Below are 24,094 nucleotides of genomic sequence, written 5' to 3'. Positions count from 1 at the left end.
CATTACAGTTATCGGTTGTAGTTTGGTAAGGGATTGTTTACTGAAAGCTGATACCAGGGGTCAGGGCAATCCTGAAAATTCATTAACGACAGCCAGCAGGACCAACAAGATGATATTCAGTGGATGGGACAAACTGCGCTTTATTATCAATCGGTTGAGCGAGCGTTTGTGGGTCAAGCCACTGGTACTTTGCGTGCTTTCTGTTAGCGGCACATTCATCGCCATGCTGGCTGACGATATGGGTCTTGCCAGTGTGGTGCCCGACATTACCCCGGAATCCATCAAGTCACTGCTGTCCATCATGGCTTCGAGCATGCTGGTTATTGCGACCTTTGCCGTGGGCTCCATGGTTGCCGCCTACGCATCGGCCAGCGCCGGCGGTACACCTCGCTCGATACCACTGGTGATCGCTGATGATGTTACCCAGAACGCATTGTCTGCGTTTATAGGCGCCTTCATCTTCAGTATTGTTTCCCTGATAACCGTTCAGAATGACATGTTTGACGCTGCCGGCCGGTTTGCGATCTTCACGCTCACCCTTCTGGTGTTCGCCATTGTCATCATCACGTTCGTTCGCTGGGTGGACAGGATTGCCCGGCTCGGCAGAGTGGTCAATACCATTGAGAAAGCGGAGAGGGCAGCGGGCGAAGCACTGGACCGTCGCCGGCACTCCCCCACGCTCGGTGCACTGACCGCCTCCCCTCACCCGGCTGCTGACAACGGTGTTCCGGTATTTTCTTCGACGGTTGGCTATGTCCAGCATATTGATCTGGAGACGTTACAATCCTGCGCGGAAGCTCTCGATTGCCACGTAACGGTGGAGGCACTTCCGGGCGCATTTGTGAGCGGACACCGGCCACTGCTTTGTATCGAGGGGGATATTAAGCTGGGCGAAGCGTTCAGGCCGGATGCTTTCGCAGGCGCCTTCACCATTGGCTCAAGCCGTACCTTTGAAGATGATCCCCGCTTCGGGCTTCTTGCGTTGTCAGAGATCGCCGACAAGGCGCTGTCGCCTGGCATCAATGACCCTGGAACTGCAATCAACGTCATTGGCACACTGGTGCGACTGTTTACGCTCTGGCAATCCCCGCGTGAAGGGGACAGGTTGCAGGCGATCGCTTATAACCGCGTATCGGTTCCGGAGCTGGTGATCGATGACTTGTTTGACGATGCCTTTACCGCAATTGCCCGCGACGGAGCGGGCATGGTTGAAGTGTCCATTCGACTGCAGAAAGCTCTCCGGGCTCTGGCGGAAACTGATGACGATGCGATGACCGCCGCTGCCAGAAAGCATTCACGAATGGCTCTGGCACGTTCGGAGCACTCCATGTCGCTTCAGGAAGATATCAACGCTGTGCGCCGGAATGCTGAATTTTCGGCCCCTGAATTCAGGACAGAGGCCCCTCCCGTTTAATCAATCCACCCTGACATTCATGGGTGGACCTGGCTTTCACTCACTCATATCTTCATAACTCGGCGCAGCGTTCAGATCATCACGAGTCATGTTAATGCGAAGGTCCAGCTCCTCAGAATCGTCCGTGGCGCGTGACATGGTTACATCATCCCAGCCAATCGCGACGTCTTTCTCAGCCAGGCCCAGGAATCCGCCAACCCCGACTACCACGGCAGCAACCTTGCCATCCTTGTCAATAATCAGGTCAGTCACCGAACCCACTTCCTCTTCATCATTGGTTCTGATCTCGGCGCTGATCAGGTCACTCGCCTGTATACCGCCGGCCGGCACAGAGTCCATATAGCTCTCACTTTTCATGCCGGACTGATCGCTCATTTTCTGGTCATCCTGGGTGCTCTTTTCCTCCATAGCAGCATCCTTGTCGTCAGTTTGTTCTGCAAACACAGCGCCTGAACCCAGGGCTATTGCCGGTGTGACCAGTGCATAAAAGGCAAGTGAATGTAGTGTTTTCATTGGATTCTCCTCGAATCGGGTATGCAAGCCAGAGAAAATGCTCCGACCTGTCGCCTCATCACGGCTTTCCCCATTCCGGCTTCATTGCCGGGAACGGTCTGAACTAAGGCTCAACATCAGATTCAGGATGAGGTTTCAAAGTACCCCGGGAGAACCGGCCGGTCTGTTCGCTAAAACACCAAGAGGGGCGAGCCTAGCGTGAGCTCGGCGGCGACGCGGACTCTTTACGCAAGCTCGATTCCAGTTCTTTCGTGTCGGTAATGTCGACCATGGTCATAACCACGCCGTCAATGACGTTGTCGAGCCGGCGGTAAGGAATGATCCGGATAGAAAACCAGCGGCCATCGTTGGTTGCAATCTGCTTTTCACAAACCACAAGGGTATTGAGCGTCTCCCGTGCATCCTCTTCCAGCTCCGGGTAGTCGAGGATGGTGGTCAGCTCACTGAGAGGACGCCCAACATCGCTTTCCCGCAGGCTGATAATGTTGGATGCCCGGGCGGTGTAGCGGCGCACATTCAGATTCTGGTCCATGAACAGAATGGCAATTTCAATGCTGTTGAGCACATTCTGCATGTCGCTTTGTGCCAGCGCCAGGTCGTCCAGTTTGGCCTGCAATTCGGCATTGATGGTCTGCAACTCTTCGTTCATCGACTGCATTTCCTCCTTGGACGAGGTCAGTTCTTCATTTGCAGACTGGAGTTCCTCGTTGGTGGATTGCAGTTCTTCATTGGAGGCCTGAAGCTCTTCCCTGGAGAGCCTGGCTTCTTCGCTCAGCTGCTCGATGGCCTGCTGGTACCTGAGGATTTCCTCCGACTGGTCGTTGACCGCTGCCGGGGACCGCTTTGAGCGTTTGCTCCGGGCGACGGCGGGTGCCTCACGGAATACCACCATGGTCATGCCTTTAAGCGCTGCGGGGTCGCTCAGCGCCTGTACCGTTACATCCACATGCTGCACCCCTGCCCCAGTCTCGACGGCCACATTGTGGAGCTCCACCGGTTCGCGCTGGGCCGCCGCCTGTTTCAACGCTGTATACAGGGGTGTACGCAACCCCTCCCGCGCCATGGCATGGATATTCCAGTTGGCTTTGCCGGCCGCCGGCTCAAGATACTTGCCGGTGCGCCCACTGATATAGACGATGTCGGCATCCCGGTTCAGCACCACTGCCGCCGGAGCATACACCTGCAACAACAGATGATCGGCAGCAGTTTGCAGGTTCTCGCTGCCCTTGTGGGGAACGGTGGGCACAGGCACGGGTTGCTCCTTGGATAGAGTGGATAACGGAGGAAAGGACTTTAAAAGGAAACTGGAGCCGCTGATGGAATCGTGCGGCAACCTTCGGTAAAGGCGCAGTCTCTGCTTCAGGGGCTCAAACAGATGGTTCAGCCTGCCCACGGTCTCCGAATTGCCCAGCATCAGCAGGCCATTCTCCCGCAGGCTGTAGTGAAACAATGGCAGCAGCCGACGCTGCAGCATGGGGTCGAAATAAATCAGCAGATTGCGACAGGCAAGCAGGTCAAGCTTTGTGAACGGCGGGTCCAGAATAACGTCATGCTGGGCAAACAGAACCTTGTCGCGGATGGGCTGATTGATCTGGTAACCGTTATCGCTTCTGGTGAAGAAACGGGCAAGCCTCTGTTTCGATACCTGTGCTTCGATGCTTTCAGGGTATCGACCAGCACGGGCTACGGCTATGGCCTCGAGGCTCAGATCCGAAGCGAAAATCTGGAAGCCGATATCCTGCTTCGGCTTCACCTGCTCCAGAACTTCGGTGATTACCATCGCCAGGGAATAGGCCTCTTCACCAGTGGAGCAGCCCACAACCCATGCTCTCAGGCCCGTGCCACTCCGATTCCGTTCAATCAGCGCCGGCAGCGCTTCCTTGCAAAGATAATCCCAGGCATCAGGGTCGCGGAAAAAGGAAGTTACCCCTATCAGCAATTCCTTGAACAGCAACTGCACTTCCTGGCTGTTCTCTTCCAGGTATCGAATGTAGTCAGGCATGGTCGCGATGCCATGAATCGCCATACGGCGTTCTATTCTCCGCAACAGCGTACTGGGCTTGTAAAGAGAAAAGTCGTGCCGGGTATTCTGTTGTAGTATCCCGATAATCGCATCGATGGGCTCCAGCGACCTGGCCGGGGGCTTACTCTCGTCCGGTTCGGTAACGTGGGTATTGTAAGACAGTATCCGCCCGGGAAGTTCGCTGGCCGGGGCAACGATATCCGCGCAACCGGCAGCGATGGCACTTAGCGGCATGGCATCAAACTCCGCGGAACCCGGTTCCTGTACAACGGCAAGTCCGCCGGTGGCCCTGATGGCCTGCAGGCCCAGTGTGCCGTCAGAACCCATTCCTGAAAGTACAACAGCAATGGCCCGTTCGCTCCGGGCGCTGGCCAGTGAGGAAAACAACACGTTGATCGGTAAGCGCATCCCCCTTGGCTCACGGGGCTGCTGCAGTTTCAGCAGATTATCCGTCACCGTTAGCTCAGCGTTGGAAGGGATAACATAAACGGTATTGGGCTGGATGTGCTGGTCTTGCCGGGCTTCCTGAACCGGCATGTCGGTAAACCGTTGCAGCAGTTCCGGCAACAGGGCTTTCTGGGTCGGGTCCAGATGCTGAACAACGATAAACGCCATCCCGGTATCCGCTGGCGTGTGGCGGAAAAAGTCCTCAAGTGCTGCAAGGCCGCCAGCGGATGCTCCGATACCTACAATACGCATCAGGTCAGGGCGGAGTCAGTGTCAGGCACCGGACAAGGGGAAACCACCATCAAGACGTTATCTCCGGACGGGCTCAGGCTGGCCCTGATCGACAGATGGAGTTCCGGTTGTCCGGCAAGTTGCGCGGTGCAGGTTCCGGTTGAACCCGGGACCTTGAGCGACTCAATCATATTTGCCACATCGGCACGCCCCGGGGATGCCAGGTACTGGGTCAGTGTTTGCTCTTCCGAATGTTCCGGCGCAAAACCCAACAGACTGCACGCGGCCGCGTTACTTTCAACAACCCGGCCATTGCGGGATACCACCAGGTAGGCCATCGGGGCGAGCTTGTAAAGCGTCTGATAATGGGCCAGTTCCTCGGTCAGTTCGGATTCGCTGGCCTGGATCTGTTCAAGCAGAATATCAAGTTCTACCTGGTGGGTCTGCAGCTCGTGAAGGAGCTTCAACGCATCGGCGGCAAAATCAGGGTTGCTGGCCCGTCGGTACAGAAGTTCCAGGGCCTCAACCCCCAGAGCTCCACCCCCGATTCTGGATGCAGCAGCAGCCCCATCGCTGATCAGCGCTTCGGCGTAATCGCGCAGGTGGGCCCGGTTCTCGGCCCAGGACATCTCCTCGATGGTTGTCATTAGTGGCTCCTTGTTAAGGCTTTTCAGCCGTTACTGCTATTCATACTACTCCGCACAACAGGCTTTAGACAGTGGCGGTAACATAAACATCAGATTCAGCGCCCTGTGTGCGTTAGCGTACCGAAACACTGGCGCCAAATTGTTAAATTCAGTGAAATAAGGAGAGTCTGCGAGCGCAATCGATTCGCAAGTATCTGGCCCCCAAAGGGGGTACCTGATAGCTCCGGATTAACCGGGAGCATCGCTATGAAGATCTTTCACTTCCCAGGCCGACGAATGCCACTGATTTTCGGCCTCGCACTGGTATCACTACTGGTGGCCTGTGCTTCGGCACCCTTACCCCCTGAAGAGTCTTTGAATGCCGCAAACGACGCGATCGAAAGTGCCGAGCAGGCAGACGCAAGGCAATACGCCCCTGCGGAGCTGGAAGAAGCCCGCGCAATGCTCGTCATGGCGGAGAAAGCCGTGGCCGAAGAAGCCATGACCGAGGCTGACCAACTGGCGCAGCAGGCGCGGGTGGCCGCTGAACTGGCCATTGCAAGAACACAGGCCGCCAAGGCAACGGAAATCAATCGCCAGTTCGAGCGCGATGCCGATGCCCTGGATGTGGAAATGGGGCGGCAGGGAGAGCAGAAATGAATACCATATCGTTACTGAAAAAACCGTTTGGCGGCAAAGCCGGCGCTACGATCGTATTGTCCTCGTTATTGCTGACTGCGTGCGCCATGGCGCCCGAAACCCCACCCGCTGCACTGGATGTACGTGAAAAGCTGACGGAACTGCAGCGTAATCCCGACATGGCCAATAACGCTCGCACCGAGCTTCGCGATGCAGAAGCCGCTGTCGAACTGGCTGAACAGCCGGTTGACAAAGACGAAGCCGAGCTAGCTGACCACCGCGTTTACATGGCGGACCGCATGGTGGAAATCGCCAGGGCAAAAGCCACCACCCGCAAGGCAGAAGCAGACCGGCAGCTCCTGGCTGAGCAGCGGGATGCCGCCAGGCTTGCTGCCCGCACGCTTGAGGCAGACAGCGCCCGTGCAGATGCGGAAAGCGCACGCAGCTCCGAGTCTGCGGCGGCGGCCATGTCAGAAAAAGCCGCCGAGGAAATGCAGAGACAGATTGACGAGCTTGAGGCCGAAGCCACCGAGCGTGGCCTCGTGCTGACTCTGGGAGACGTATTGTTTGCCACTGGCAGCGCCGAGCTTCAGGGCGGCTCCAACCGCAACCTGGAAAAGCTCGTGGACTTTCTCAATGAATACCCGGACAGGAATGTTCTGATTGAAGGCCACACGGATAACGTTGGCAGCGCACAGTTCAACCAGACGCTTTCAAGGCAACGAGCCGAGTCGGTGCGCCGTTATCTGATTGACCATGGCGTGCAGAGCCGCCGGCTGGATGTATCCGGGCTGGGCTTTGATCGCCCGGTTGCCAGCAATGACTCTGCAACCGGACGTCAACAGAACCGCCGCGTCGAAGTCATTATCGAGAACTAGGGATCACAGCCATGTTGGGATCATCCAGGACAATACCTTTTGTGCCTGTTGCGGCTCGAAAAAGCGGCAACGGCGTGAACAGCGCTGGTTGCAATGGTGAATCGCAGAACACGAAACTCACGGCCACCAACAGAAAAGAGACTTCCTGCGTGGACAACCAGTGGGCGGATGCAATACTCGATTTTGTTGGCGATGCCGTACTGGGTACGGATACCCAGGCAACGATCACCTACATGAACCGCGCGGCGGAAAAGCTGACCGGATTCAGCCGCAAGGAGGCGATCGGCCGGCCTCTGGACGAGATATTCCGGGTCATTGACGTGGCTACCCGGGTAACCAGGGCCAATCTCGCGCACCATGTTATGGACAGTGGCCTGGCGGTTGATTTGCATAACAGCTCTTTGCTCAGAACACGCGACGGTAGTGAGCTGGCCATCGAAGATGCAGCCACTCCACTCTACAACGCGAACGGCGAGGTAATTGGCGCGCTGATCAAGTTTCATGATTCCCGCTATTCCGCCGAAACAACCGCCAGAATGGCGTATCTGGCGCAACATGATTCGCTCACGGGCCTACTTAACCGCTACGCCTTCGCAGAGCGCTTCGAGCAGGCAGCAGCACTGGCCCGCAGGCACGGCAAGAAAATGGTGATGTTGTTCATCGATCTGGACAATTTCAAGGAAGTGAATGACACCCTGGGCCACAGCGTCGGCGACGAGATCCTGAAAGCGCTGGGGCAAAGGCTGCTGGGCTGTGTGCGTGCCACGGATCACGTGTGCCGGCATGGCGGCGATGAATTTGTCGTGCTGTTAAGCGACCTGACAGAACATGAACAGGCTTTTGCCGTGGTCGACAAGGTACGAGAAGCCGCGGCCGACCTGTTGCGGGTTGGTGGTTATAAGCCCTCAGTCAAACTCAGCGTCGGTATAAGCCTGTTCCCCAACGATGGCGAAACACTGGAGGCATTGCTGCCCCACGCGGACGCTGCCATGTATCGGGTCAAGACATCGCGCAAACAGCGCAGGAACAAATTACGGGATGCCCCGATACCGAATCACGGACGAACCGCCTGAAGGTTTGCACTTGTGGCTTCCAGACGGTCTGTTTCACGTTTAACTACGGCGTAACATTCGCAGCTCAACGACTCCATTTTCGCACGGTCGATCACCGTGATATGTCCGCGCTGGTAAGTGATAATTCCCTTTTTCTGGAGTTTGCCCGCCGCTTCAGTCACGCCCTCACGGCGCACGCCGAGCATGTTGGCGATCAGTTCCTGGGTCATATTCAGTGTATTGCTTTCCAGGCGATCGAGGGACAGCAGCAACCAGCGGCACAGTTGCTGGTCGATGGAGTGGTGGCGGTTGCACACAGCCGTCTGGGACATCTGGGTGATAAGTGCCTGGGTAAAACGCAACGTGAGAACGCGAACTTCCGAATAATCGTTGAATTCCTGTTTCAGTTCGGCAGCGGGCATTCTATAGGCATGCCCATGGCTCTGCACAATCAACCGGTTCGGCGTGCTTTCACCACCCATCACAACGGCAACGCCGGCCATGCCCTCTCTTCCCACTACTGAAATCTCGGCAGAAGCACCGTTCATCATTACGTACAGCAGGGAAATAATGCAGTCCACCGGAAAGTAGACATAGTCTATGGTCTGGCCAGACTCATAGATAACGTCACCAAGCGACATTTCTACTGGCTTCAGTTTCGGAAATATTCGCTGCCGGGCATCTTCCGACAGTGCTGCAAGCAGCCTGTTGTGCAGTGGTCCAGGTGTATCAGTCATTTAAATCTCTTCTGAGATATTGTGGTTAGTGAAAACACTACCTGTTTCGGTGACTGCTTGAACTACCCGGCGTTACCGCTCACTTAACAGTTCCTAATCTAGCATAGAAAACCCATGATAAGGGGACATACCTGTTCCGTTGACGCAACAAGTTGCCTCCAAACCGCCGGATATTTTTACACCTCCCATTTTCCAAAAAATACAGATCATTGATTCTGTGTGCATCTACACCTCTGGCCTGAAATATGCTGCTTCCATACTGAATCCATTACATGGAAGATTCGCTATGAAAAACCTGATGACCGGACTCACCGTTTCACTGCTTTCTACCTCAGCAATGGCAGGAACCGCGGTAGTGGTTCCTGAACCCGGCATGTTGGGCCTGTTCGCAGCCAGCGTGGCCGCCCTCTTTATCGCCCGGAAATTCCGTAAGTAGCAGGGGCTGTGAGAAGACCAAGGGACAATACAGCAGGGACGCTGACCTGACTGCCCCGGATAGAGAGCCATGGCCACCTACCAGATTCTTTATCTGATCTGCATTCCGCTGATTCTCGCGGCAGAGTGTCGTTTCTCCCGAAGGGCGCTTATCCATGATCGCTTTGACCGCTGGTTTAACAACCTGAGCCTGGGGTTTATCAATGAAGCGGTTCTTCTGGCATCTCCGGTTCTGATTCCGGTTCTGCTGCTGCCAGCGTCTTCCTCTTCTTCCCTGCACCCGATCGCCGGAGCGCTGATTGCCTTCCTGATCCTGGATCTGGCCAGCTACTGGCTCCACCGTGCCCATCATCATTTCAGAGCACTCTGGCGCCTGCATCGGATTCACCACTGTGATCTCGAGCTGGATTTTTCCACCACGTTTCGGCATCACCCGGGGGAAGTGATCGTCAGCTTGGTGGTTATCTATATTGTCATGGCGACGCTGTCACTGACGCCATTGCAGGTAATCCCCTATGTGGTCGCTCTGAAAGTAACCCAACTGCTGGCGCACTCGAACATTCGCCTGGATGCCCGCGCAGAATCCCTGATCAACCTTGTTTTCGTCACCCCGGGTTCCCACCAATTCCACCATTCCAGGCTCCAGCCCCAGACGGACTCCAACTTTGGCGAGGTATTGACGATCTGGGACAGAGTGTTTGGCACTTTCACCTGCCCCCGGCGGCACCCGGAACCCGACTCATTCGGTCTTGCGGAGTTTGCCGAGGCGGACGATCAGCGCCTGGGCTCTTTACTCACGCTACCACTGCGCCGGTGATTACCGAAACGTAAACAAAGTACCGGGTTATCGGCTGGCAAATACCCGATAAAGGGTGCATGGTTGCGTGCCGTAATAGTCATCAGGCCCTGACGAAACCACATCAACACTGAGTTAACCATGACCACAGCTACCTGGTTCATATTACTTGGCTCACTGCTGCTGGTAGTGGGCTTTACCGCCTCCTACATCAAAACCGTGCCAGCCACCTCGGCCATTGTGTATCTGTGCATCGGATTCGTGGTCGGGCCAATGGGATTGAACCTGTTTCATTTCAATCCCCTGGAAGAATCCGCGCTACTGGAATTACTGACAGAGATCGCGGTCCTCATCTCACTCTACTGTACCGGTGTAAAAATGCCCGCACCGGTCACGTTCAGGCGCTGGCGCACGCCGCTCAGGCTGGCTGTTGTGTCAATGGCACTGACGGTCGGCCTGGTCACCCTCTTTGGTTACTACTGGCTTGCCCTGCCCCTTGGTGCTGCCGTTTTGCTCGGTGCCGTGGTGGCCCCCACAGACCCCGTGCTGGCCACGGAAGTACAGATTCGGCACGCCGATGACCCGGACCAGCTGCGGTTCGGATTGACCTGCGAGGCGGGAATCAACGATGGCAGTGCCTTTCCCTTTGTGATGCTGGGTCTGGGACTGCTGGGGCTGCACGACCTGGGCGACAGTGGCTGGCGTTGGCTGGCACTGGATGTGGTATGGGCCACAGGTGCTGGCATTGGCATTGGCATTCTGGCGGGCATTGGCGTGGGCTGGCTCGTGCATAAGATGCGCACCACCTATTCCGGCACCGAGTTCATGGAGAGCTTTCTGGGGCTCGGGCTGATCGCGTTCGCCTATGGCATCAGCCTGCTGGTAGACGCCTGGGGTTTCCTGGCGGTCTTCAGCGCTGCCGTGGCCTTGCGGCACACAGAACTGAAGCTGACAGGGCTGAAGCAGAGCTATTCCGACGCTACATCCGGAGAGACAAAGCCGGGTGATCCGCCCCAGCCCATTGCGCACATTCATCAAAGCTCCCTTGTCTTCAATGAACACCTCGAAAAACTGGCCGAGATTGTGCTGGTTCTGCTGATTGGTGGTTCACTGTTCTGGGATTCATGGAGCTGGCGGGCAGTCGGCTTCGCAGCTTTCCTTTTCTTTGTTGCCCGCCCTGTCAGTGTTCATCTGGGCATGTTGGGGAGCGGAACACCCGCTCGCCTGCGTAACATGGCCGGATGGTTTGGTGTTCGGGGTATCGGGTCACTCTATTACCTGATGTACGCCATCCAGCATGGACTGCCGGAAGACATAGCCCTGGAGCTGATTCACCTGACCCTGGTTGTGGTCGCCCTGTCGATCCTGGTACATGGCGTTAGCGTGAAGCCTGCCATTGCCCGGTTCTGGCATGGAAAAAACAGGAATAGCTCGCCGGGGTAGCCATCAGGTTCGACACTGCGCTCCGGCAGCTCCTATACTGAAACTTCACTCAGCTGGATGACTTATTTATGCGCGTATTCGCAAACCCGGTCGGTTCCGGCTCACTCTGGTTTGATAATCTTGCCACCGCTGACGGAACCCCTGTCGCTTATGACCCCCAGGCAAGGGCGTTCCTGCCCATGCCGCCATTCTGCGCCAATCGGGATGTAATTGGCTGCAACTGGATTGCGCCCGAACAAGGTGCTTTCTGTCGTTCCTGTGCCATGACAGCGCTGGCGCCGGATCCGTCCATTCCCAATGCCATTCCTAACTGGGCCAAAACCGAGGCGGCCAAGCGCTGGGCAATTGATAACCTGGGGCGCTGGCACTGGTTCCGGCCGGAAGATCCCGGTGCACGGCCGGTTTTCCACATGCTGGCCGAGGGCCCCACGCCCGTGCCCATGGGCCATGCCCAGGGTGTCGTCACCATCAGTGTGGCCGAGGCGGACCCCGTGTTGCGAACCGCCCGGCGGGAAGCGCTGGAAGAGCCCTACCGGACCATGATTGGCCATATGCGCCACGAGATTTCCCACATGCTGTGGTGGCGGCTCAGCCTGCGCGAGGATTTCATGGACGCCTTCCGGGCCATGTTCGGTGATGAACGGATCAGCTACCCCGGCGCACTGCAGCACCACTACGAGAATGGCCCACCGCAGGACTGGAAGCGGTATTACCTGACCAGCTACGCCTCTGCCCATCCCCATGAAGACTGGGCCGAGACGGCTGCGCACTTGCTGCACCTGACGGACCTGACCGACAGTTTCGTAGCGTCCGGCCTGACCTCGCCGGAAGTCCCGGGCCCCGGCTGGGATCCCTATTCAGAACCCGATGCCCAGCGCCTGATTCACATTGCCGCCTCTATTGCCGTAGGGGTGAACCACGTGAACCGCTCCATGGGGCTGTCGGACCTGTATCCGTTCGTACTCTCCAGCTTCGCGCGCCAGAAGCTTGCCTTTGTGCACGACTGGCTGCGACGGGGTGCCCAGGGCCTTTAAGGGCCTTACAATCCAATACCCGGGCACTGGCGTAACTTTGTGAAATCAGAAAGGAGCCACCTCATGAGCAATCCGGTCATCGCAGACAACAAACCCAGGAAAGTGACACTGAAAAAGGACGAGAAGTACCTGTTCTGCACCTGCGGGCGCTCCGGGGATCAACCCTTCTGTGACGGTTCCCACAAGGGAACCGGTTTCAAGCCCAAAAGCTTCGTGGCGGAGAAAGACGAGGATGCGGTGCTCTGCCAGTGCAAGTATACCGGCAACGCTCCCTACTGTGACGGTACCCACAACCAGTTCGACAAGGACCAGGTCGGCAAGGAGGGCCCTTAGGCCGGCGTGGTTGATTCCTCTGCCTGAGTATCTTTGCTGGCTGCCAGGGTTCGCACGCGTTCGAAATCTTCCTCGGTGAATACACCATTCACCCCGGAGATGGCGGCCAGCTTCATGCCGTGTTTCAGGCCCAGCTTGTAGATTTCCCGCACCTTCTCCCACTCGATATTACGGCCGAGGGTAAAGTTTTCGAACCGCCCTTCCAGCGCCAACACGATGGTCTCCGCCAGACAGGCGTAGGCGATGCCCCTGGGCAGGCCGATGTCCTTCATGCGGACTTCCCCCGGCAGCTGGATTTCTCCGGACTCGATCACCAGAACATCCGGTCGCCGGGCCACGTCTTCGGCTGGAATGTCCAGCGGCCGGGCAACATCTGTGATCACGCAGCCCGGTTTTACCTTCATGATGTCCAGAATGCGCTTGCCCGCACCGGAGGTGGCAGTAACGATCATATCCATCTCCGCCAGATCCCGCTCTGCAGAGCCGGCCACATGCACAATGGCCCCCGGTGTTTCCTGCTCGATGCTTTCTTTCAGCGCCAGCAGTTTGGCAGGCTCTGGCGCGGCCAGATAGATTTCATCCACCGCTTTGGCCAGCAGGCGTGCGCATACAGAGCCAATGGCACCGGTTGCGCCAACCACCATGGCCTTGCCGGCGACTTTCCCGCTGGGGCCGATACTCACCCGCCCTATTTTCTTCATGGCATCATGGGCGGCCCAGAGCGCGCCAGAGGCGCTGTAGCTGTTTCCGGTGGTGATCGGCAACGGTGCCCGCTTCGCCACGGTAATGCCGGCATCCCCCACCACTTTGGTGAAGGCTCCCAGCCCCATCACCTGGGCGCCCATTTTCTTCGCCAGATTCGCGGCCTGCAGCAGCCTCGAATAGGTGAACTCCGGCCCGTGGGCCATGATTTCCCGGGGTGTCCCCCCCACGGTGATCAGCCACCCCTCCACTTCATCGCCGGTGGGCGACCGGATGCCGGAAATCTTTGAATAGATAAACGGCGGCGTATAGGCGATGGCCTTTTCCACCAGGTTCATCACCGCTGGCGGCGACACACTTGCAATCCAGTCCAGCGGTGGGGTCTTGGTGAGGTACTGTTGCGAGAGCGGATGAATCACAAAGGCGAACCGGTTTACCCGGCGATAACCGTTCGGGTACAGAATCCGGGGCTCGATACCAAGGCTCTGGATGACATCCAGGAAGTCATCCGGCCCCAGTTGCTCCGGCGTCCGGGAAAGCGCTGCGCTGATCATCGCTTCCATCACGTTGACACCCACCGGCCGGCCTTCCAGCCAGGGGCTGTAGTCAACCACCATGGCGACACGGCGGGAACGCATCCAGTCGAGTGCGGTTTCGGTTACCCGGGAGGTGATGACTGTTTTGCCATCCAGTTCCTTGTGGGTGAAATGCTCCAGATCGCCGATGGCCGCGACAATAACATGGGCCTCGGAAACCGCATGGTGCAGGGAGCCTTTGACAAGCCCCTCACCCAGCCGGTACAGCGGTGTCCGCAGGATGGTCTCGATGGCTTTTACCGCTGACGGCCTGAACATGATCGGAGCCGTCAGTGAGGTATAGGTTTCCAGCTGCTTCAGTGATGTCAGCATCCTGGGCACACCGAAATCGGTGTATGGGTCGGCGAAGAACAGGTTATCCGTATGCTCGGAAAGGGCTTTGGCTATGCGATATCCGGCCTGGCCGTTCATGAACAGCACCCGGGCGTTATCAAAGAAATGCCCCAGCTCCGATTGCGTATGCCGTACCGCCCACTCCTGAAGAATCGCGCGCAGGCCGGCGCCTGTGGTAACCGGTTTGTCAGGCACACAGGCTTCCAGACGGGCAGTGTCCGGGTGTTCCAGTTGCTCCCGGCCCACTTCGTAGTGATCATGAATCATGCTCAGGCCGATGGCGTCTGCCTGTGAGTGAACCGATTCAAGCGCCGCTTCCGCCCTGGAAAGATCGCCGTCCGTACCTATGCGGATAATGCGGAAGGGCTGCCCCAGGAACTCGGTTTCAAGGTCGTAGTCGTACTCGGTGGATCCCTGGCTGACACTGACAACGGTTTTCATTTTCACCCATTCCCTGTTTACTGTTGTTATCACTCACAGCCTAATTCACAGCATCCGATTTTGCCTTAGCCCAGATCAAATTCCAGAGCGCGAATCACCGTCTACAATGAGATAACAGCGCAAATTCACGCTCAGACCGTTACGGATCAATCAGGAGCTCACTATGACCATTCAGGAAGAACTTGACGCCACAATCCGGGAACTGGTTCAGCCCGGCAAGGGAATACTCGCGGCGGATGAAAGCCACCCAACCATCGCCAAACGGTTCAAGGCGGTTGGTGTTGAATCCAGCGAAGAAAAACGCCGCGAATACCGCAACCTGCTGCTGGACACGGCGGGGCTGGGCGACTTCGTCAGTGGCGTGATTCTCTTTGAAGAAACCCTGGGCCAGAAATCCGACGACGGCAAGCCGCTGCCATCGATTGCCGCCAGCCAGGGTGTCATTCCCGGCATCAAGGTAGACAAGGGCAAGGGCCCGATGGTGAATGCACCGGGTGACGAGATTACCGAAGGCCTGGACGGCCTGGCCCAGCGGCTGGAACAGTACAAGGAGCTGGGGGCACGGTTTGCCAAATGGCGGAACGTTTACCACATCACCGATATGAACCCCAGTCTCGCGGCGATTGAGGCCAATGCCGAGGTGCTGGCCCGGTATGCGGCAATCTGTCAGTCCTGCGGCATTGTGCCGATCGTGGAGCCGGAAGTGCTAATTAACGGCAGCCACACCATTGAGCGCAGCGCCGATGTCAATGAGGCGGTGATTGGCGAAGTGTTCCGGGCCCTGCGACGCCACCGGGTTGAACCGGAAACCATGATTCTCAAGCCAAGCATGGTCACCCCCGGCAATGCCAACGGCCAGAAAGCCAGCCCCGAAGAGGTCGCAGAGCATACCTTGCGGGTATTCCGGCGAGTGGTGCCGGCAGCGGTTCCCGGCATCAATTTCCTGTCCGGCGGCCAGACACCCGAGGAAGCCACCCTCAACCTCAACGCCATCAACAGCGGCGCATCCCAGCCCTGGGTATTGAGCTTTTCATACGGCCGAGCCCTTCAGGAGCCGGCACAGAAAGCCTGGGCCGGCATTTCCTCAAACAAGGCAGCGGCCCAGACAGCCCTGCTGAAAAGGGCAAAACTCAACAGCCTGGCAACCCTGGGGCGCTACTCAGCGGACATGGAGGAAGGCTGACCCCGAGTCAGCCTTCGGATCTAGCACCCTTCGGTGCAACCTGCATCGGCGTCAAAGCTCAAGGTTTTCCCGCTGAGAGGCACATGCACCGGCACTGAAGACAGGCTGACAAACTCTCCGGTGCGCGTATCTTCGCGCACCTTGCCCTTTTCCGTGGCCGCTTCATTGGCATGGGACGCGATCACCGCCTTCGGACGGATCAGGTCATTGATCACATAGGCCGCTTCTTTTGGCCCGGTGGTGAAGGTGTCACCGATATTCATTACGACCAGTTCGGCGCCATAATGCTCGTTCACCACCAGTTTCTGTTCGGCGGTGATGCCGGTATCGCCAGACAGATACACCACCAGCCCGTTGGAGAAAGTCAGCACATAGCCGGTAGGCGGCCCAACACTGGCCCCTACGCCAGCGGCTTTGAGGTGTTCCGCCAGCGGCCCTGTCAGGAATGACGGGGCAACGCCGTTACTGTGAACCGCCGGAACGGTCGTGATCGCCACACCACCCACTTCGCGCTCGCCACCGAAACGCACCAGCAGGGAGTTTGCGGCATCACCACCGTTATCTTTCAGTTTGGCCGCAAAAAATGCCGGCATTTCACTGCCGGTGACGATCTTTGAATTCTTCTTGACGGCAATATCGACTGTGTTGGATTGCGGCAGTGTTGATACTCCGGTGTCCGGGGATGCGCAACTGCCCTGGTTGGTCTCACGAATGCGCTGATCGCCCACGTGGTCACCGTGCATATGAGAGACAAGAATCACATCAATGTCGCCCAGACGGGGGTCCTCCGGCCCGGCAACCGTCCGGCCCGCGTCATACAGAATGCGCGTGCCATTCGGATCTTCAAATACCAGCGCCCGATCGCGGCTGCAGAATTCACCATCGTGGCTGCCAAGCGGCGTGACCTTGACCACATGCTCACTCGCCTTGGCCGGCAAAGCTGCGGCGAGCATCAGGCAGCCAGCTGCCCCCGCAACAGCCAGGGTATTTCGAACAGAACCTGGTGACATGTTGTACCCCCCTTTTTTATCTCGTTTATTGTTGGTCCCTGTACTGATACGAAAGGCAACGCCGTTGGTACCAGTGTAGACCGCAGAGGGAATCGGGGTAAGAAGATAACGTCAGGCAGCGCGGGTTCGTGTTTCGGACACCGGTTTCTCAAGACAGGCCATCATGGGAGCCACCTGGCGGATCTTGCGGGCCTCTGGCCACAGGGCTTCCGCCTCCACAAAGCCCTGGCGCAGGAAATTGAGCCATTGCTTGATACGGCCGGTTACATAGCGGTCTTCCAGCCAGCCCTGTAAAACGGTGGCGTATTCACGAACCAGTGCAACGGCTTCCGGCCAGGTCATATCCGGTACGACCCTGCCCTGCTGGCTGGCTTTGATCTGTCGGGCCAGGTCCGGGCGGGCAATCAGACCGCGGCCGATCATCACATCTTCGCAGCCGGACACGTCGCGGCAACGCCAGTAATCGGCGACGGTCCATATTTCACCGTTGGCAATGATGTGGGTTTTCACCGCTTCCCGGGCCCGGGCAATTTCCTCCCAGTATGCAGGCGGCTTGTATCCATCCACCTTGCTACGGGCGTGGATGACGATTTCCTCCGCGCCGGCGGCTTCCAGTGCCTGGGCACAGGCAACGCCCATGGAGCGATCATCGTACCCCAGACGCATTTTGGCGGTGACCGGCACGTTTGACGGCACCGCCTGACGTACCGAAGCAACTATCCCGTGCATCAGTTCCGGTTCACGCATCAGTACACAACCGCCCTTGTGTTTGTTGACGGTTTTGGCGGGGCAGCCGAAGTTGATGTCCACCCGGGTTGCGCCCAGCTCAGCGGCTTTTACGCCATGACGGGCCATCTGGTCGGGGTCTGACCCCAGCAACTGGACAGCCACGGGTATGCCTGCCCGGGTAAGCGACTGATTATGGAGTTCCGGAGCGTACTTGTAGAACACCCTGGGTGGCAGCATGCCGTGGGTTACGCGAATGAATTCCGTCACGCACCGGTCAATACCACCGACCTGGGTCAGGGTTTCACGGATGGGTGCGTCGACCAGCCCTTCCATAGGGGCGAGGATGATGCGCATGGATGCTCCGGTAACAAGGCTATCTGTGTAGATTGAGGCTGATCAAAAATCAGGCGGGGCGGATTGTAAGTAATTTGGCGGGAAGTTGGTAGACGGGCACCCCGTTACCGGGGTGCCCAGTCGTCGGCAGGTCTTACTTCTTGACGTCGAAACGATCGGCGTTCATGACCTTGGTCCAGGCGGCAACGAAGTCCTTCACGAACTTCTCTTTAGCGTCGTCCTGGGCGTACACCTCGGCATAGGAGCGGAGGATGGAGTTGGAACCGAACACCAGATCAACACGGGTCGCGGTGAACTTGGTGTTGCCGTTCTTGCGATCCACGATGTTGTACGAGTTCTTGCCAGTCGGCTCCCAGGTGTTGGCCATGTCGGTCAGGTTCACGAAAAAGTCGTTGGTCAGCTGACCTACGCGATCCGTGAACACGCCATGCTTGCTGCCACCATGGTTGGTACCAAGTACTCGCATGCCACCCATCAGGACGGTCATTTCCGGCGCTGTCAGTCCCATCAGTTGGGCACGGTCCAGCAGCATTTCTTCGGGCTTGACCACATAGTCCTTCTTCTGCCAGTTGCGGAAGCCATCAGCCAGCGGCTCCAGCGGATCGAAGGACTCGGCGTCGGTCATTTCGTCCGTAGCGTCGCCACGGCCTTTCAGGAACGGCACATGAACCTCATGGCCGGCAGCCTTCGCCGCCATCTCGATGCCCAGGTTGCCACCCAGCACGATAACATCCGCGATGCTGGCACCGGTGTCGGCCGAGATCTTTTCGTAGACCTTCAGCACCTTGGCCAGGCGATCCGGCTCGTTACCTTCCCAGTCCTTCTGGGGCGCCAGGCGAATACGGGCACCGTTGGCACCGCCACGCATGTCTGAACCACGGTAGGTGCGGGCACTGTCCCAGGCGGTGCAGACCAGCTCATTGATGCTCAGGTTGGCCTCAGCAATCTTCTCCTTGACCACCTCTTCAATGTAATTGGTCTCGCCCTGCGGTACGGGATCCTGCCAGATCAGGTCTTCAGCCGGTACGTCCGGACCGATATAGCGGGACTTCGGCCCCATATCGCGGTGGGTCAGCTTGAACCAGGCGCGGGCGAAACAGTCCTTGAAGTACTCCGGATCTGCCATGAACTTCTCGCAGATTGCACGGTACTTCGGGTCCACCTTCATCGCCATGTCCGCATCGGTCATGATCGGATTACGGCGAATCGATGGGTCAGTGGTATCGACCGGTTTGTGCTCTTCCTTGATGTCGATCGGCTCCCACTGCTGGGCGCCTGCAGGGCTCTTCTTCAGTTCCCACTCGTACCCGAACAGGAGATCGAAATAGCCCATGTCGAATTGTGTCGGGTTCGTTGTCCACGCACCCTCGATGCCTGAGGTAACAGCATTGGTGGCCTTGCCATCAAGGTGCGGGTTGCGCCAGCCAAGTCCCTGCTCGTGAACGTCGGCACCTTCGGGCTCTGGACCAAGCGCCTCAGCATCACCGTTACCGTGGGTTTTACCAACGGTGTGACCACCAGCGGTCAGTGCGACAGTTTCTTCGTCATCCATTGCCATACGGGCAAAGGTAACGCGTACCTGTTCAGCGGTCTTCTGCGGATCGGGCACACCATTCACGCCTTCAGGGTTGACGTAAATCAGACCCATCTGGACCGCAGCAAGCGGATTTTCCATGGTGTCGGGTTTATCGAGATTCTCATAACGGCTGTCTGACGGCGCCAGCCATTCCTTTTCCGCACCCCAGTAAATGTCTTTCTCCGGGTGCCAGATGTCCTCGCGGCCATAGGAGAAACCGAAGGTCTTGAAGCCGAAGGATTCGTAAGCAACGTTGCCCGCCAGAATGAACAGATCGCCCCAGCTTACCTTGTTGCCGTACTTTTTCTTCAGCGGCCACAACAGGCGCCGTGCCTTGTCGAGGTTACCGTTATCCGGCCAGGAGTTGATCGGTGCAAATCGCTGGTTTCCGGTGCCCGCACCACCGCGGCCATCTGCCAGCCGATAAGTACCCGCTGCGTGCCAGGCAAGGCGGATCATCAAGCCGCCGTAATGGCCCCAGTCTGCAGGCCACCACTCCTGGCTGTTGGTCATCAGCTCGTGCATGTCCTTTTCAAGGGCTTCGTAATCGAGCTTTTTGACCTCTTCCCGATAGTCAAAATCCTCACCAAGCGGATTAGTCTTTCGGTCGTGCTGGTGCAGGATGTCCAGGTTTAGATTCTCAGGCCACCAATTGGCACTTACGTCGGCCTTTTCCTGGGTGTTCGAGCCATGCATTACAGGACACTTACCACCCTGGCTGTTGTTATCGGTCATTCCTCTCTCCTCATTCGGTTTGGCAAAAACGCACTACTTTGAGTCGGGCAACACTAACTATAGGACAGAAAAAGCGCTCTGCTCTGAGTATTTCTTATGTCCCGAATAGTGATTGCCTATCGGATCTACCGCGGGCGTTTCGAGCACAATAGATCTGACATGGATATGCTCCTGCCCAACGAGAACGGTTATACGTTAACGCGCAAAGGAAAGCTTAATACAATTAATTAAAAATAAATTTCTGAAAGCTTTTATCAATAGATAGAGCAGTGCGAAAGGTCAGAGCCTTTCGATAGACACGAACTTTCCGGCGTCATCGAACAGAATACGGAAGCTGCCGCGAATGCCGTCCTTGAGGTAAAAGCGGGAGAGGATACGGGCCGGGAAGCGGACAGAGCGCCCGTCCCGGGCCGTGGTTCGGACATCAGTGGCAACGCCCTGATAGAGCTTTATCCACTCATCAGGGCTGATCTCGACGTCCACAATGATTTGCTGCATGAAAACTTGATCGCAGGTTGCATTAACGTAGGTCGGATTAGCGAAGCGTAATCCAACAACCGAAGCCCGAGATGTACGCCAGTTTTGTCGGATTACGCTTCGCTAATCCGACCTACATCCGACCTGCGTGATCAGGCCTTAGTTGGCCAGTTCAAGCAGCAGCCGGTTCAGGCGGCTGACGTACGCGCCCGGATCCTGCAGCTGCTCGCCGCTGGCCAGTGTGGCCTGGTCCAGCAGGACTGCGGACAGCTCCTTGAAGCGGTCTTCGCCCTGCTCTTTCTCCAGGCGCTGGACCAGCGGATGATCCACATTGATTTCAAAGATCGGCTTGCTGTCCGGAACCTTCTGGCCAGCGGCTTCCATGATCTTCTTCATCTGGGCACCCATGTCGAAGTCGCCCACCACCAGACAGGCTGGTGAATCAGTCAGGCGATTGGTAACCCGTACCTCCTGAACCCGGTCTTCCAGAGCGGTCTTGATACGCTCCAACAGATCCTTGTGCTCCTCGGCCGCTTCTTCCTTGTGCTTCTTGTCTTCCTCGGTTTCCACATCGCCCAGGTCCAGATCACCCCGGGCAACGTCCTGGAACTGCTTGCCGTCGTACTCGTTCAGGTAGCCCATCATCCACTCGTCTATGCGATCCGAGAGGATCAGCACCTCAACGCCCTTCTTGCGGAATACTTCCAGGTGCGGGCTGCTCTTGGCGGCCATGAATGAGTCTGCAGTGATGTAGTAGATCTTGTTCTGGCCTTCCTTCATGCGGCCGATGTACTCGTCCAGAGACACATTCTGGGTTTTCTCACCGGTATGCGTGGAAGCAAACCGCAGCAGACCGCCAATCTTCTCGCGGTTGCTGAAGTCCTCTGCCGGGCCTTCCTTGAGTACGGTGCCAAATTCGTTCCAGAACTGCTGGTACTTCTCTGGCTCTTTCTTGGCGAGCTTGGAGAGCATGTCCAGAACCCGCTTGGTCACCGCCGTGCGGATGCTGTCCACCGTGCTGTCATTCTGCAGAATCTCACGGGACACGTTCAGCGACAGGTCATTGGAATCAATCACGCCCTTGGTAAAGCGCAGGTACAGGGGCAGGAACTGCTCGGCGTCATCCATGATGAACACGCGCTGCACGTACAGCTTCAGGCCACGGGGGGCTTCCCGGTTGTACAGGTCAAACGGTGCACGGCCGGGAATGTACAGCAGGCTGGTGTAATCCAGCTTGCCTTCCACCTTGTTGTGGGACCAGGTCAGCGGGTCTTCAAAGTCATGGGCGATGTGTTTGTAGAACTCCTTGTATTCGTCATCCTTGATCTCGCTGCGGGACAGTGTCCACAGGGCAGTGGCGTCATTGACGGTCTCATCCTTGCCTTTTTCGCCCTCTTCCTCGGATTCGGACTTCATGACCACGGGGAAGGAAATATGATCGGAGTATTTCTTCACCAGATTGCGCAGGCGGAAGCCGTCGGCAAACTCTTTGGCGTCATCCTTCAGGTGGAGGACAATTTTTGTACCGCGTTCTGGCAGGTCGACATTCTCGATCGTGAACTCACCGTCGCCTTTGGACTCCCAGTGCACACCTTCTTCAGCAGGCGCACCGGCACGGCGGGTAAAGACCTCCACCGAATCGGCCACGATAAAAGAGGAATAGAAGCCCACACCGAACTGACCGATCAGCTTGCTGTCTTTCTTTTCGTCTCCGGAAAGCTGCTTGAGAAACTCGGCGGTGCCGGACCGGGCGATGGTGCCCAGGTTCTGGATTACATCGTCCCGGGTCATGCCGATACCGTTATCAGCGAGAGTGACGGTATTCTTCTCGGCGTCATAGTCCAGGCGTATTTTCAGCTCCGGATCGTTCTCGAACAGGCTGTCGTCTTTGAGGGCAGCGAAACGCAACTTGTCTTCGGCGTCTGAAGCGTTCGAAATCAGCTCACGAAGGAAGATTTCCTTGTTGGAATACAGTGAGTGGATCATCAGGTTAAGCAGCTGCTTGACCTCTGTCTGAAACCCGAGCGTCTCTTTTTGCGATTCAACCGTCATGGCTTGTTTTGTCTCCTGCTTTGTTTAGTTCGGTCTGGTTCGGTGGAGCGGTGCGGGTACGAAGCCCTGTCCAAAACACGCTGTGGATACGTCCCTGTACGCTCCGCTCCGCCATCCATGGCTCCGCAGGGTTTTGGACAGGGCTTCGTACCCACACCGCCCGACTTTTGAGTAAAACCGGTTATGGCACGGATCTGGAGCGAGCAGTTGAGGAAGGATTTACGAAACCGTGCGGAGCCATGGATGGCGGAGCCCGAGCCGCACAGGGACGTCTCGAGGCGTGTTTCGTAAATACTTCCTCAACTGCTTGCCTGCACCAATGCCTGAATAACTGATCTCAGAAATGGGGGTAACAGGCGGTATTTCAACCCCAAAAGGGCGAATTCAGTCCGCCAGCAGGAAGTGGGCCCGGGCCGTGGCGATGGGCTGGGAGCGGGATTTCTGCCAGGCGGTGATCATCACGTTGGCAACGCGATTGCCCTGGCGGGTGAGCTGGCATTCTGCGAAGGTTTCCCGGTTCAGGCCGGCCCGCAGGTAATCCAGGGAAAAATCAACGATACGGGGCATGCGCAGGGTCTCCTGGGACATCATCAGGTAGATAACCGCCGACAGCTCCATAAACCCACCGATCACACCACCATGAATCGCAGGCAGAATCGGGTTGCCCAGGTTCTCTTCCTTCTTCGGCAGACGGAAGATCAGGTCGTCGCCAAACCGTTCGCATTCCAGGCCGATGAAGCGGGCGTAAGGGATGCTTTCCAGCATGCGGGAGAAATCACCGGTTTCCTGGGTGTAACGGAGGATTTCCGGATTGGTCATTCTTCGCCTCCGGTAATCAGGTCACGGAAGGATTTGGGCGTTGCCTCCTTGCCGATGCGCATGAAAGTACCCACACAATTGGCGATGGTCTCGCCCGGCTCCTGAAACGCCTCACAACGGGTGAAGATAATATTGCGGGTAATCCTGTAGGTTTCGGCCCGGGCATACACCGGCTTGTGAGGCTCGGCCGGGCGCATGTAGTCCACCCGCAGGTCCAGCGTCGGGCACAGCTCGAAATCCTCCAGTGCACACATGATGACCGAGCCGGAAGCGGTATCCATCAGTGTGGTGATGGCGCCACCGTGAATCACGCCGGTATCCGGGTTGCCGATTATCCGATCGCTGTACGGAAGGCACAGGGTAAGCTGTTCCTCTTTCGCCGATGTGACGGTCAGGCCCAGCTCGCGGCCCTGGTTAAGGGTTCCGATGAACCGGCGAACCCGGTCCTTTCGTATGGAATTTTTCATAAAGTCTGGCTCGTCAGAT

General features: G+C 57.3%; 22 protein-coding genes. 10 read left to right on the top strand and 12 right to left on the bottom strand.

Annotated features, from left to right (window positions below; translation table 11 throughout):
• The first annotated feature begins 109 nt into the window (after window positions 1–109).
• On the top strand, window positions 110–1,414 hold the full coding sequence (locus HLUCCO03_RS15590) for a DUF2254 domain-containing protein (RefSeq protein ID WP_027831765.1): 1,305 nt from the start codon (window positions 110–112) through the stop codon (window positions 1,412–1,414).
• 36 nt (window positions 1,415–1,450) lie between these two features.
• Here the strand turns inward: HLUCCO03_RS15590 and HLUCCO03_RS15585 are convergent, their stop codons facing one another.
• From HLUCCO03_RS15585 to HLUCCO03_RS15575, 3 genes are all read right to left on the bottom strand, one after another.
• Entirely contained in the window at window positions 1,451–1,927 is a 477-nt protein-coding gene (locus HLUCCO03_RS15585) for a PRC-barrel domain-containing protein (RefSeq protein WP_027831764.1), read from the bottom strand.
• A 193-nt stretch (window positions 1,928–2,120) separates the two neighbouring features.
• Window positions 2,121–4,649, bottom strand: a complete 2,529-nt coding sequence (locus tag HLUCCO03_RS15580) for a chemotaxis protein CheB (RefSeq protein WP_051603834.1) — start codon at window positions 4,647–4,649, stop codon at window positions 2,121–2,123.
• Window positions 4,649–5,275, bottom strand: coding sequence for a PAS domain-containing protein (locus HLUCCO03_RS15575; protein ID WP_051603833.1), 627 nt, complete (start codon window positions 5,273–5,275; stop codon window positions 4,649–4,651). The genes HLUCCO03_RS15580 and HLUCCO03_RS15575 overlap by 1 nt, the downstream gene beginning before the upstream one ends.
• Window positions 5,276–5,551: 276 nt before the next feature.
• Here HLUCCO03_RS15575 and HLUCCO03_RS15570 point away from each other — a divergent pair, with 276 nt between their 5' ends.
• The 3 genes from HLUCCO03_RS15570 (at window position 5,552) to HLUCCO03_RS15560 (ending at window position 7,844) form a co-directional block, all read left to right on the top strand.
• A complete protein-coding gene (locus HLUCCO03_RS15570; protein WP_051603832.1) occupies window positions 5,552–5,914 on the top strand; it encodes a DUF4398 domain-containing protein in 363 nt (120 codons plus the stop codon).
• Window positions 5,911–6,771: an OmpA family protein gene (locus HLUCCO03_RS15565; RefSeq protein ID WP_027831760.1), complete on the top strand. Its 861-nt coding sequence runs from the start codon at window positions 5,911–5,913 to the stop codon at window positions 6,769–6,771. Before HLUCCO03_RS15570 ends, HLUCCO03_RS15565 begins: the two co-directional genes overlap by 4 nt.
• A 149-nt stretch (window positions 6,772–6,920) precedes the next feature.
• On the top strand, window positions 6,921–7,844 hold the full coding sequence (locus HLUCCO03_RS15560; protein WP_197025660.1) for a diguanylate cyclase: 924 nt from the start codon (window positions 6,921–6,923) through the stop codon (window positions 7,842–7,844).
• On the opposite strand, the gene HLUCCO03_RS15555 is transcribed toward HLUCCO03_RS15560, so the two are convergent.
• Complete coding sequence (locus HLUCCO03_RS15555) at window positions 7,826–8,560, bottom strand: Crp/Fnr family transcriptional regulator (protein WP_027831759.1); 735 nt, start codon at window positions 8,558–8,560, stop codon at window positions 7,826–7,828. The genes HLUCCO03_RS15560 and HLUCCO03_RS15555 overlap by 19 nt on opposite strands.
• A gap of 139 nt (window positions 8,561–8,699) precedes the next feature.
• Here HLUCCO03_RS15555 and HLUCCO03_RS15550 point away from each other — a divergent pair, with 139 nt between their 5' ends.
• The 5 genes from HLUCCO03_RS15550 to HLUCCO03_RS15530 all read left to right on the top strand — a co-directional run bounded on the left by HLUCCO03_RS15550 (window position 8,700) and on the right by HLUCCO03_RS15530 (window position 12,601).
• Complete coding sequence (locus tag HLUCCO03_RS15550) at window positions 8,700–8,996, top strand: PEP-CTERM sorting domain-containing protein (RefSeq protein ID WP_155939918.1); 297 nt, start codon at window positions 8,700–8,702, stop codon at window positions 8,994–8,996.
• A 69-nt stretch (window positions 8,997–9,065) separates the two neighbouring features.
• On the top strand, window positions 9,066–9,812 hold the full coding sequence (locus HLUCCO03_RS15545) for a sterol desaturase family protein (RefSeq protein WP_027831758.1): 747 nt from the start codon (window positions 9,066–9,068) through the stop codon (window positions 9,810–9,812).
• 120 nt (window positions 9,813–9,932) lie between these two features.
• Window positions 9,933–11,234: a cation:proton antiporter gene (locus HLUCCO03_RS15540; RefSeq protein ID WP_027831757.1), complete on the top strand. Its 1,302-nt coding sequence runs from the start codon at window positions 9,933–9,935 to the stop codon at window positions 11,232–11,234.
• Between the two features lie 68 nt (window positions 11,235–11,302).
• Window positions 11,303–12,268 carry a putative zinc-binding metallopeptidase gene (locus tag HLUCCO03_RS15535; protein WP_027831756.1) on the top strand — a complete coding sequence of 322 codons (966 nt, stop codon included), beginning with the start codon at window positions 11,303–11,305 and terminating at the stop codon, window positions 12,266–12,268.
• Between the two features lie 63 nt (window positions 12,269–12,331).
• Window positions 12,332–12,601 (top strand): CDGSH iron-sulfur domain-containing protein, encoded by a 270-nt coding sequence (locus tag HLUCCO03_RS15530; protein WP_027831755.1) that lies wholly within the window; start codon window positions 12,332–12,334, stop codon window positions 12,599–12,601.
• Here HLUCCO03_RS15530 and HLUCCO03_RS15525 read toward each other — a convergent pair.
• Window positions 12,598–14,673 (bottom strand): dehydrogenase, encoded by a 2,076-nt coding sequence (locus HLUCCO03_RS15525; RefSeq protein WP_036197425.1) that lies wholly within the window; start codon window positions 14,671–14,673, stop codon window positions 12,598–12,600. The genes HLUCCO03_RS15530 and HLUCCO03_RS15525 overlap by 4 nt on opposite strands.
• Before the next feature lie 163 nt (window positions 14,674–14,836).
• Between HLUCCO03_RS15525 and HLUCCO03_RS15520 the strand changes: the two genes are divergently transcribed.
• Window positions 14,837–15,856 carry a class I fructose-bisphosphate aldolase gene (locus HLUCCO03_RS15520; protein ID WP_027831753.1) on the top strand — a complete coding sequence of 340 codons (1,020 nt, stop codon included), beginning with the start codon at window positions 14,837–14,839 and terminating at the stop codon, window positions 15,854–15,856.
• Between the two features lie 20 nt (window positions 15,857–15,876).
• On the opposite strand, the gene HLUCCO03_RS15515 is transcribed toward HLUCCO03_RS15520, so the two are convergent.
• The 7 genes from HLUCCO03_RS15515 to HLUCCO03_RS15485 form a co-directional block, all read right to left on the bottom strand.
• Entirely contained in the window at window positions 15,877–16,866 is a 990-nt protein-coding gene (locus HLUCCO03_RS15515) for an MBL fold metallo-hydrolase (protein ID WP_027831752.1), read from the bottom strand.
• Between the two features lie 111 nt (window positions 16,867–16,977).
• Window positions 16,978–17,949 carry a tRNA-dihydrouridine synthase gene (locus tag HLUCCO03_RS15510; RefSeq protein ID WP_027831751.1) on the bottom strand — a complete coding sequence of 324 codons (972 nt, stop codon included), beginning with the start codon at window positions 17,947–17,949 and terminating at the stop codon, window positions 16,978–16,980.
• Window positions 17,950–18,082: 133 nt separating this feature from the next.
• Complete coding sequence (gene katG, locus HLUCCO03_RS15505; protein ID WP_027831750.1) at window positions 18,083–20,260, bottom strand: catalase/peroxidase HPI; 2,178 nt, start codon at window positions 20,258–20,260, stop codon at window positions 18,083–18,085.
• Between the two features lie 279 nt (window positions 20,261–20,539).
• A complete protein-coding gene (locus HLUCCO03_RS15500; RefSeq protein WP_027831749.1) occupies window positions 20,540–20,758 on the bottom strand; it encodes a DUF2835 domain-containing protein in 219 nt (72 codons plus the stop codon).
• A gap of 138 nt (window positions 20,759–20,896) precedes the next feature.
• On the bottom strand, window positions 20,897–22,789 hold the full coding sequence (gene htpG, locus HLUCCO03_RS15495; protein WP_027831748.1) for a molecular chaperone HtpG: 1,893 nt from the start codon (window positions 22,787–22,789) through the stop codon (window positions 20,897–20,899).
• Window positions 22,790–23,173: 384 nt separating this feature from the next.
• A complete protein-coding gene (locus tag HLUCCO03_RS15490; RefSeq protein ID WP_027831747.1) occupies window positions 23,174–23,608 on the bottom strand; it encodes a PaaI family thioesterase in 435 nt (144 codons plus the stop codon).
• Complete coding sequence (locus HLUCCO03_RS15485; RefSeq protein ID WP_027831746.1) at window positions 23,605–24,075, bottom strand: PaaI family thioesterase; 471 nt, start codon at window positions 24,073–24,075, stop codon at window positions 23,605–23,607. Before HLUCCO03_RS15485 ends, HLUCCO03_RS15490 begins: the two co-directional genes overlap by 4 nt.
• Between the last annotated feature and the right edge of the window lie 19 nt (window positions 24,076–24,094).

The sequence above is a fragment of the Marinobacter sp. HL-58 genome, assembly GCF_001314605.1.
Taxonomy (GTDB): domain Bacteria; phylum Pseudomonadota; class Gammaproteobacteria; order Pseudomonadales; family Oleiphilaceae; genus Marinobacter.
Note: the sequence above shows the minus strand (reverse complement) of the source record. Positions and strands in the feature narration are given on the sequence as shown.

Bases quoted from the DNA above. Each gene is read 5' to 3' on its own strand.
- HLUCCO03_RS15590 (WP_027831765.1), top strand. From the start codon at position 110: ATGATATTCAGTGGATGGGACAAACTGCGCTTTATTATCAATCGGTTG.
- HLUCCO03_RS15585 (WP_027831764.1), bottom strand. From the start codon at position 1,927: ATGAAAACACTACATTCACTTGCCTTTTATGCACTGGTCACACCGGCA.
- HLUCCO03_RS15580 (WP_051603834.1), bottom strand. From the start codon at position 4,649: ATGCGTATTGTAGGTATCGGAGCATCCGCTGGCGGCCTTGCAGCACTT.
- HLUCCO03_RS15575 (WP_051603833.1), bottom strand. From the start codon at position 5,275: ATGACAACCATCGAGGAGATGTCCTGGGCCGAGAACCGGGCCCACCTG.
- HLUCCO03_RS15570 (WP_051603832.1), top strand. From the start codon at position 5,552: ATGCCACTGATTTTCGGCCTCGCACTGGTATCACTACTGGTGGCCTGT.
- HLUCCO03_RS15565 (WP_027831760.1), top strand. From the start codon at position 5,911: ATGAATACCATATCGTTACTGAAAAAACCGTTTGGCGGCAAAGCCGGC.
- HLUCCO03_RS15555 (WP_027831759.1), bottom strand. From the start codon at position 8,560: ATGACTGATACACCTGGACCACTGCACAACAGGCTGCTTGCAGCACTG.
- HLUCCO03_RS15545 (WP_027831758.1), top strand. From the start codon at position 9,066: ATGGCCACCTACCAGATTCTTTATCTGATCTGCATTCCGCTGATTCTC.
- HLUCCO03_RS15540 (WP_027831757.1), top strand. From the start codon at position 9,933: ATGACCACAGCTACCTGGTTCATATTACTTGGCTCACTGCTGCTGGTA.
- HLUCCO03_RS15535 (WP_027831756.1), top strand. From the start codon at position 11,303: ATGCGCGTATTCGCAAACCCGGTCGGTTCCGGCTCACTCTGGTTTGAT.
- HLUCCO03_RS15530 (WP_027831755.1), top strand. From the start codon at position 12,332: ATGAGCAATCCGGTCATCGCAGACAACAAACCCAGGAAAGTGACACTG.
- HLUCCO03_RS15525 (WP_036197425.1), bottom strand. From the start codon at position 14,673: ATGAAAACCGTTGTCAGTGTCAGCCAGGGATCCACCGAGTACGACTAC.
- HLUCCO03_RS15520 (WP_027831753.1), top strand. From the start codon at position 14,837: ATGACCATTCAGGAAGAACTTGACGCCACAATCCGGGAACTGGTTCAG.
- HLUCCO03_RS15515 (WP_027831752.1), bottom strand. From the start codon at position 16,866: ATGTCACCAGGTTCTGTTCGAAATACCCTGGCTGTTGCGGGGGCAGCT.
- HLUCCO03_RS15510 (WP_027831751.1), bottom strand. From the start codon at position 17,949: ATGCGCATCATCCTCGCCCCTATGGAAGGGCTGGTCGACGCACCCATC.
- katG (WP_027831750.1), bottom strand. From the start codon at position 20,260: ATGACCGATAACAACAGCCAGGGTGGTAAGTGTCCTGTAATGCATGGC.
- HLUCCO03_RS15500 (WP_027831749.1), bottom strand. From the start codon at position 20,758: ATGCAGCAAATCATTGTGGACGTCGAGATCAGCCCTGATGAGTGGATA.
- htpG (WP_027831748.1), bottom strand. From the start codon at position 22,789: ATGACGGTTGAATCGCAAAAAGAGACGCTCGGGTTTCAGACAGAGGTC.
- HLUCCO03_RS15490 (WP_027831747.1), bottom strand. From the start codon at position 23,608: ATGACCAATCCGGAAATCCTCCGTTACACCCAGGAAACCGGTGATTTC.
- HLUCCO03_RS15485 (WP_027831746.1), bottom strand. From the start codon at position 24,075: ATGAAAAATTCCATACGAAAGGACCGGGTTCGCCGGTTCATCGGAACC.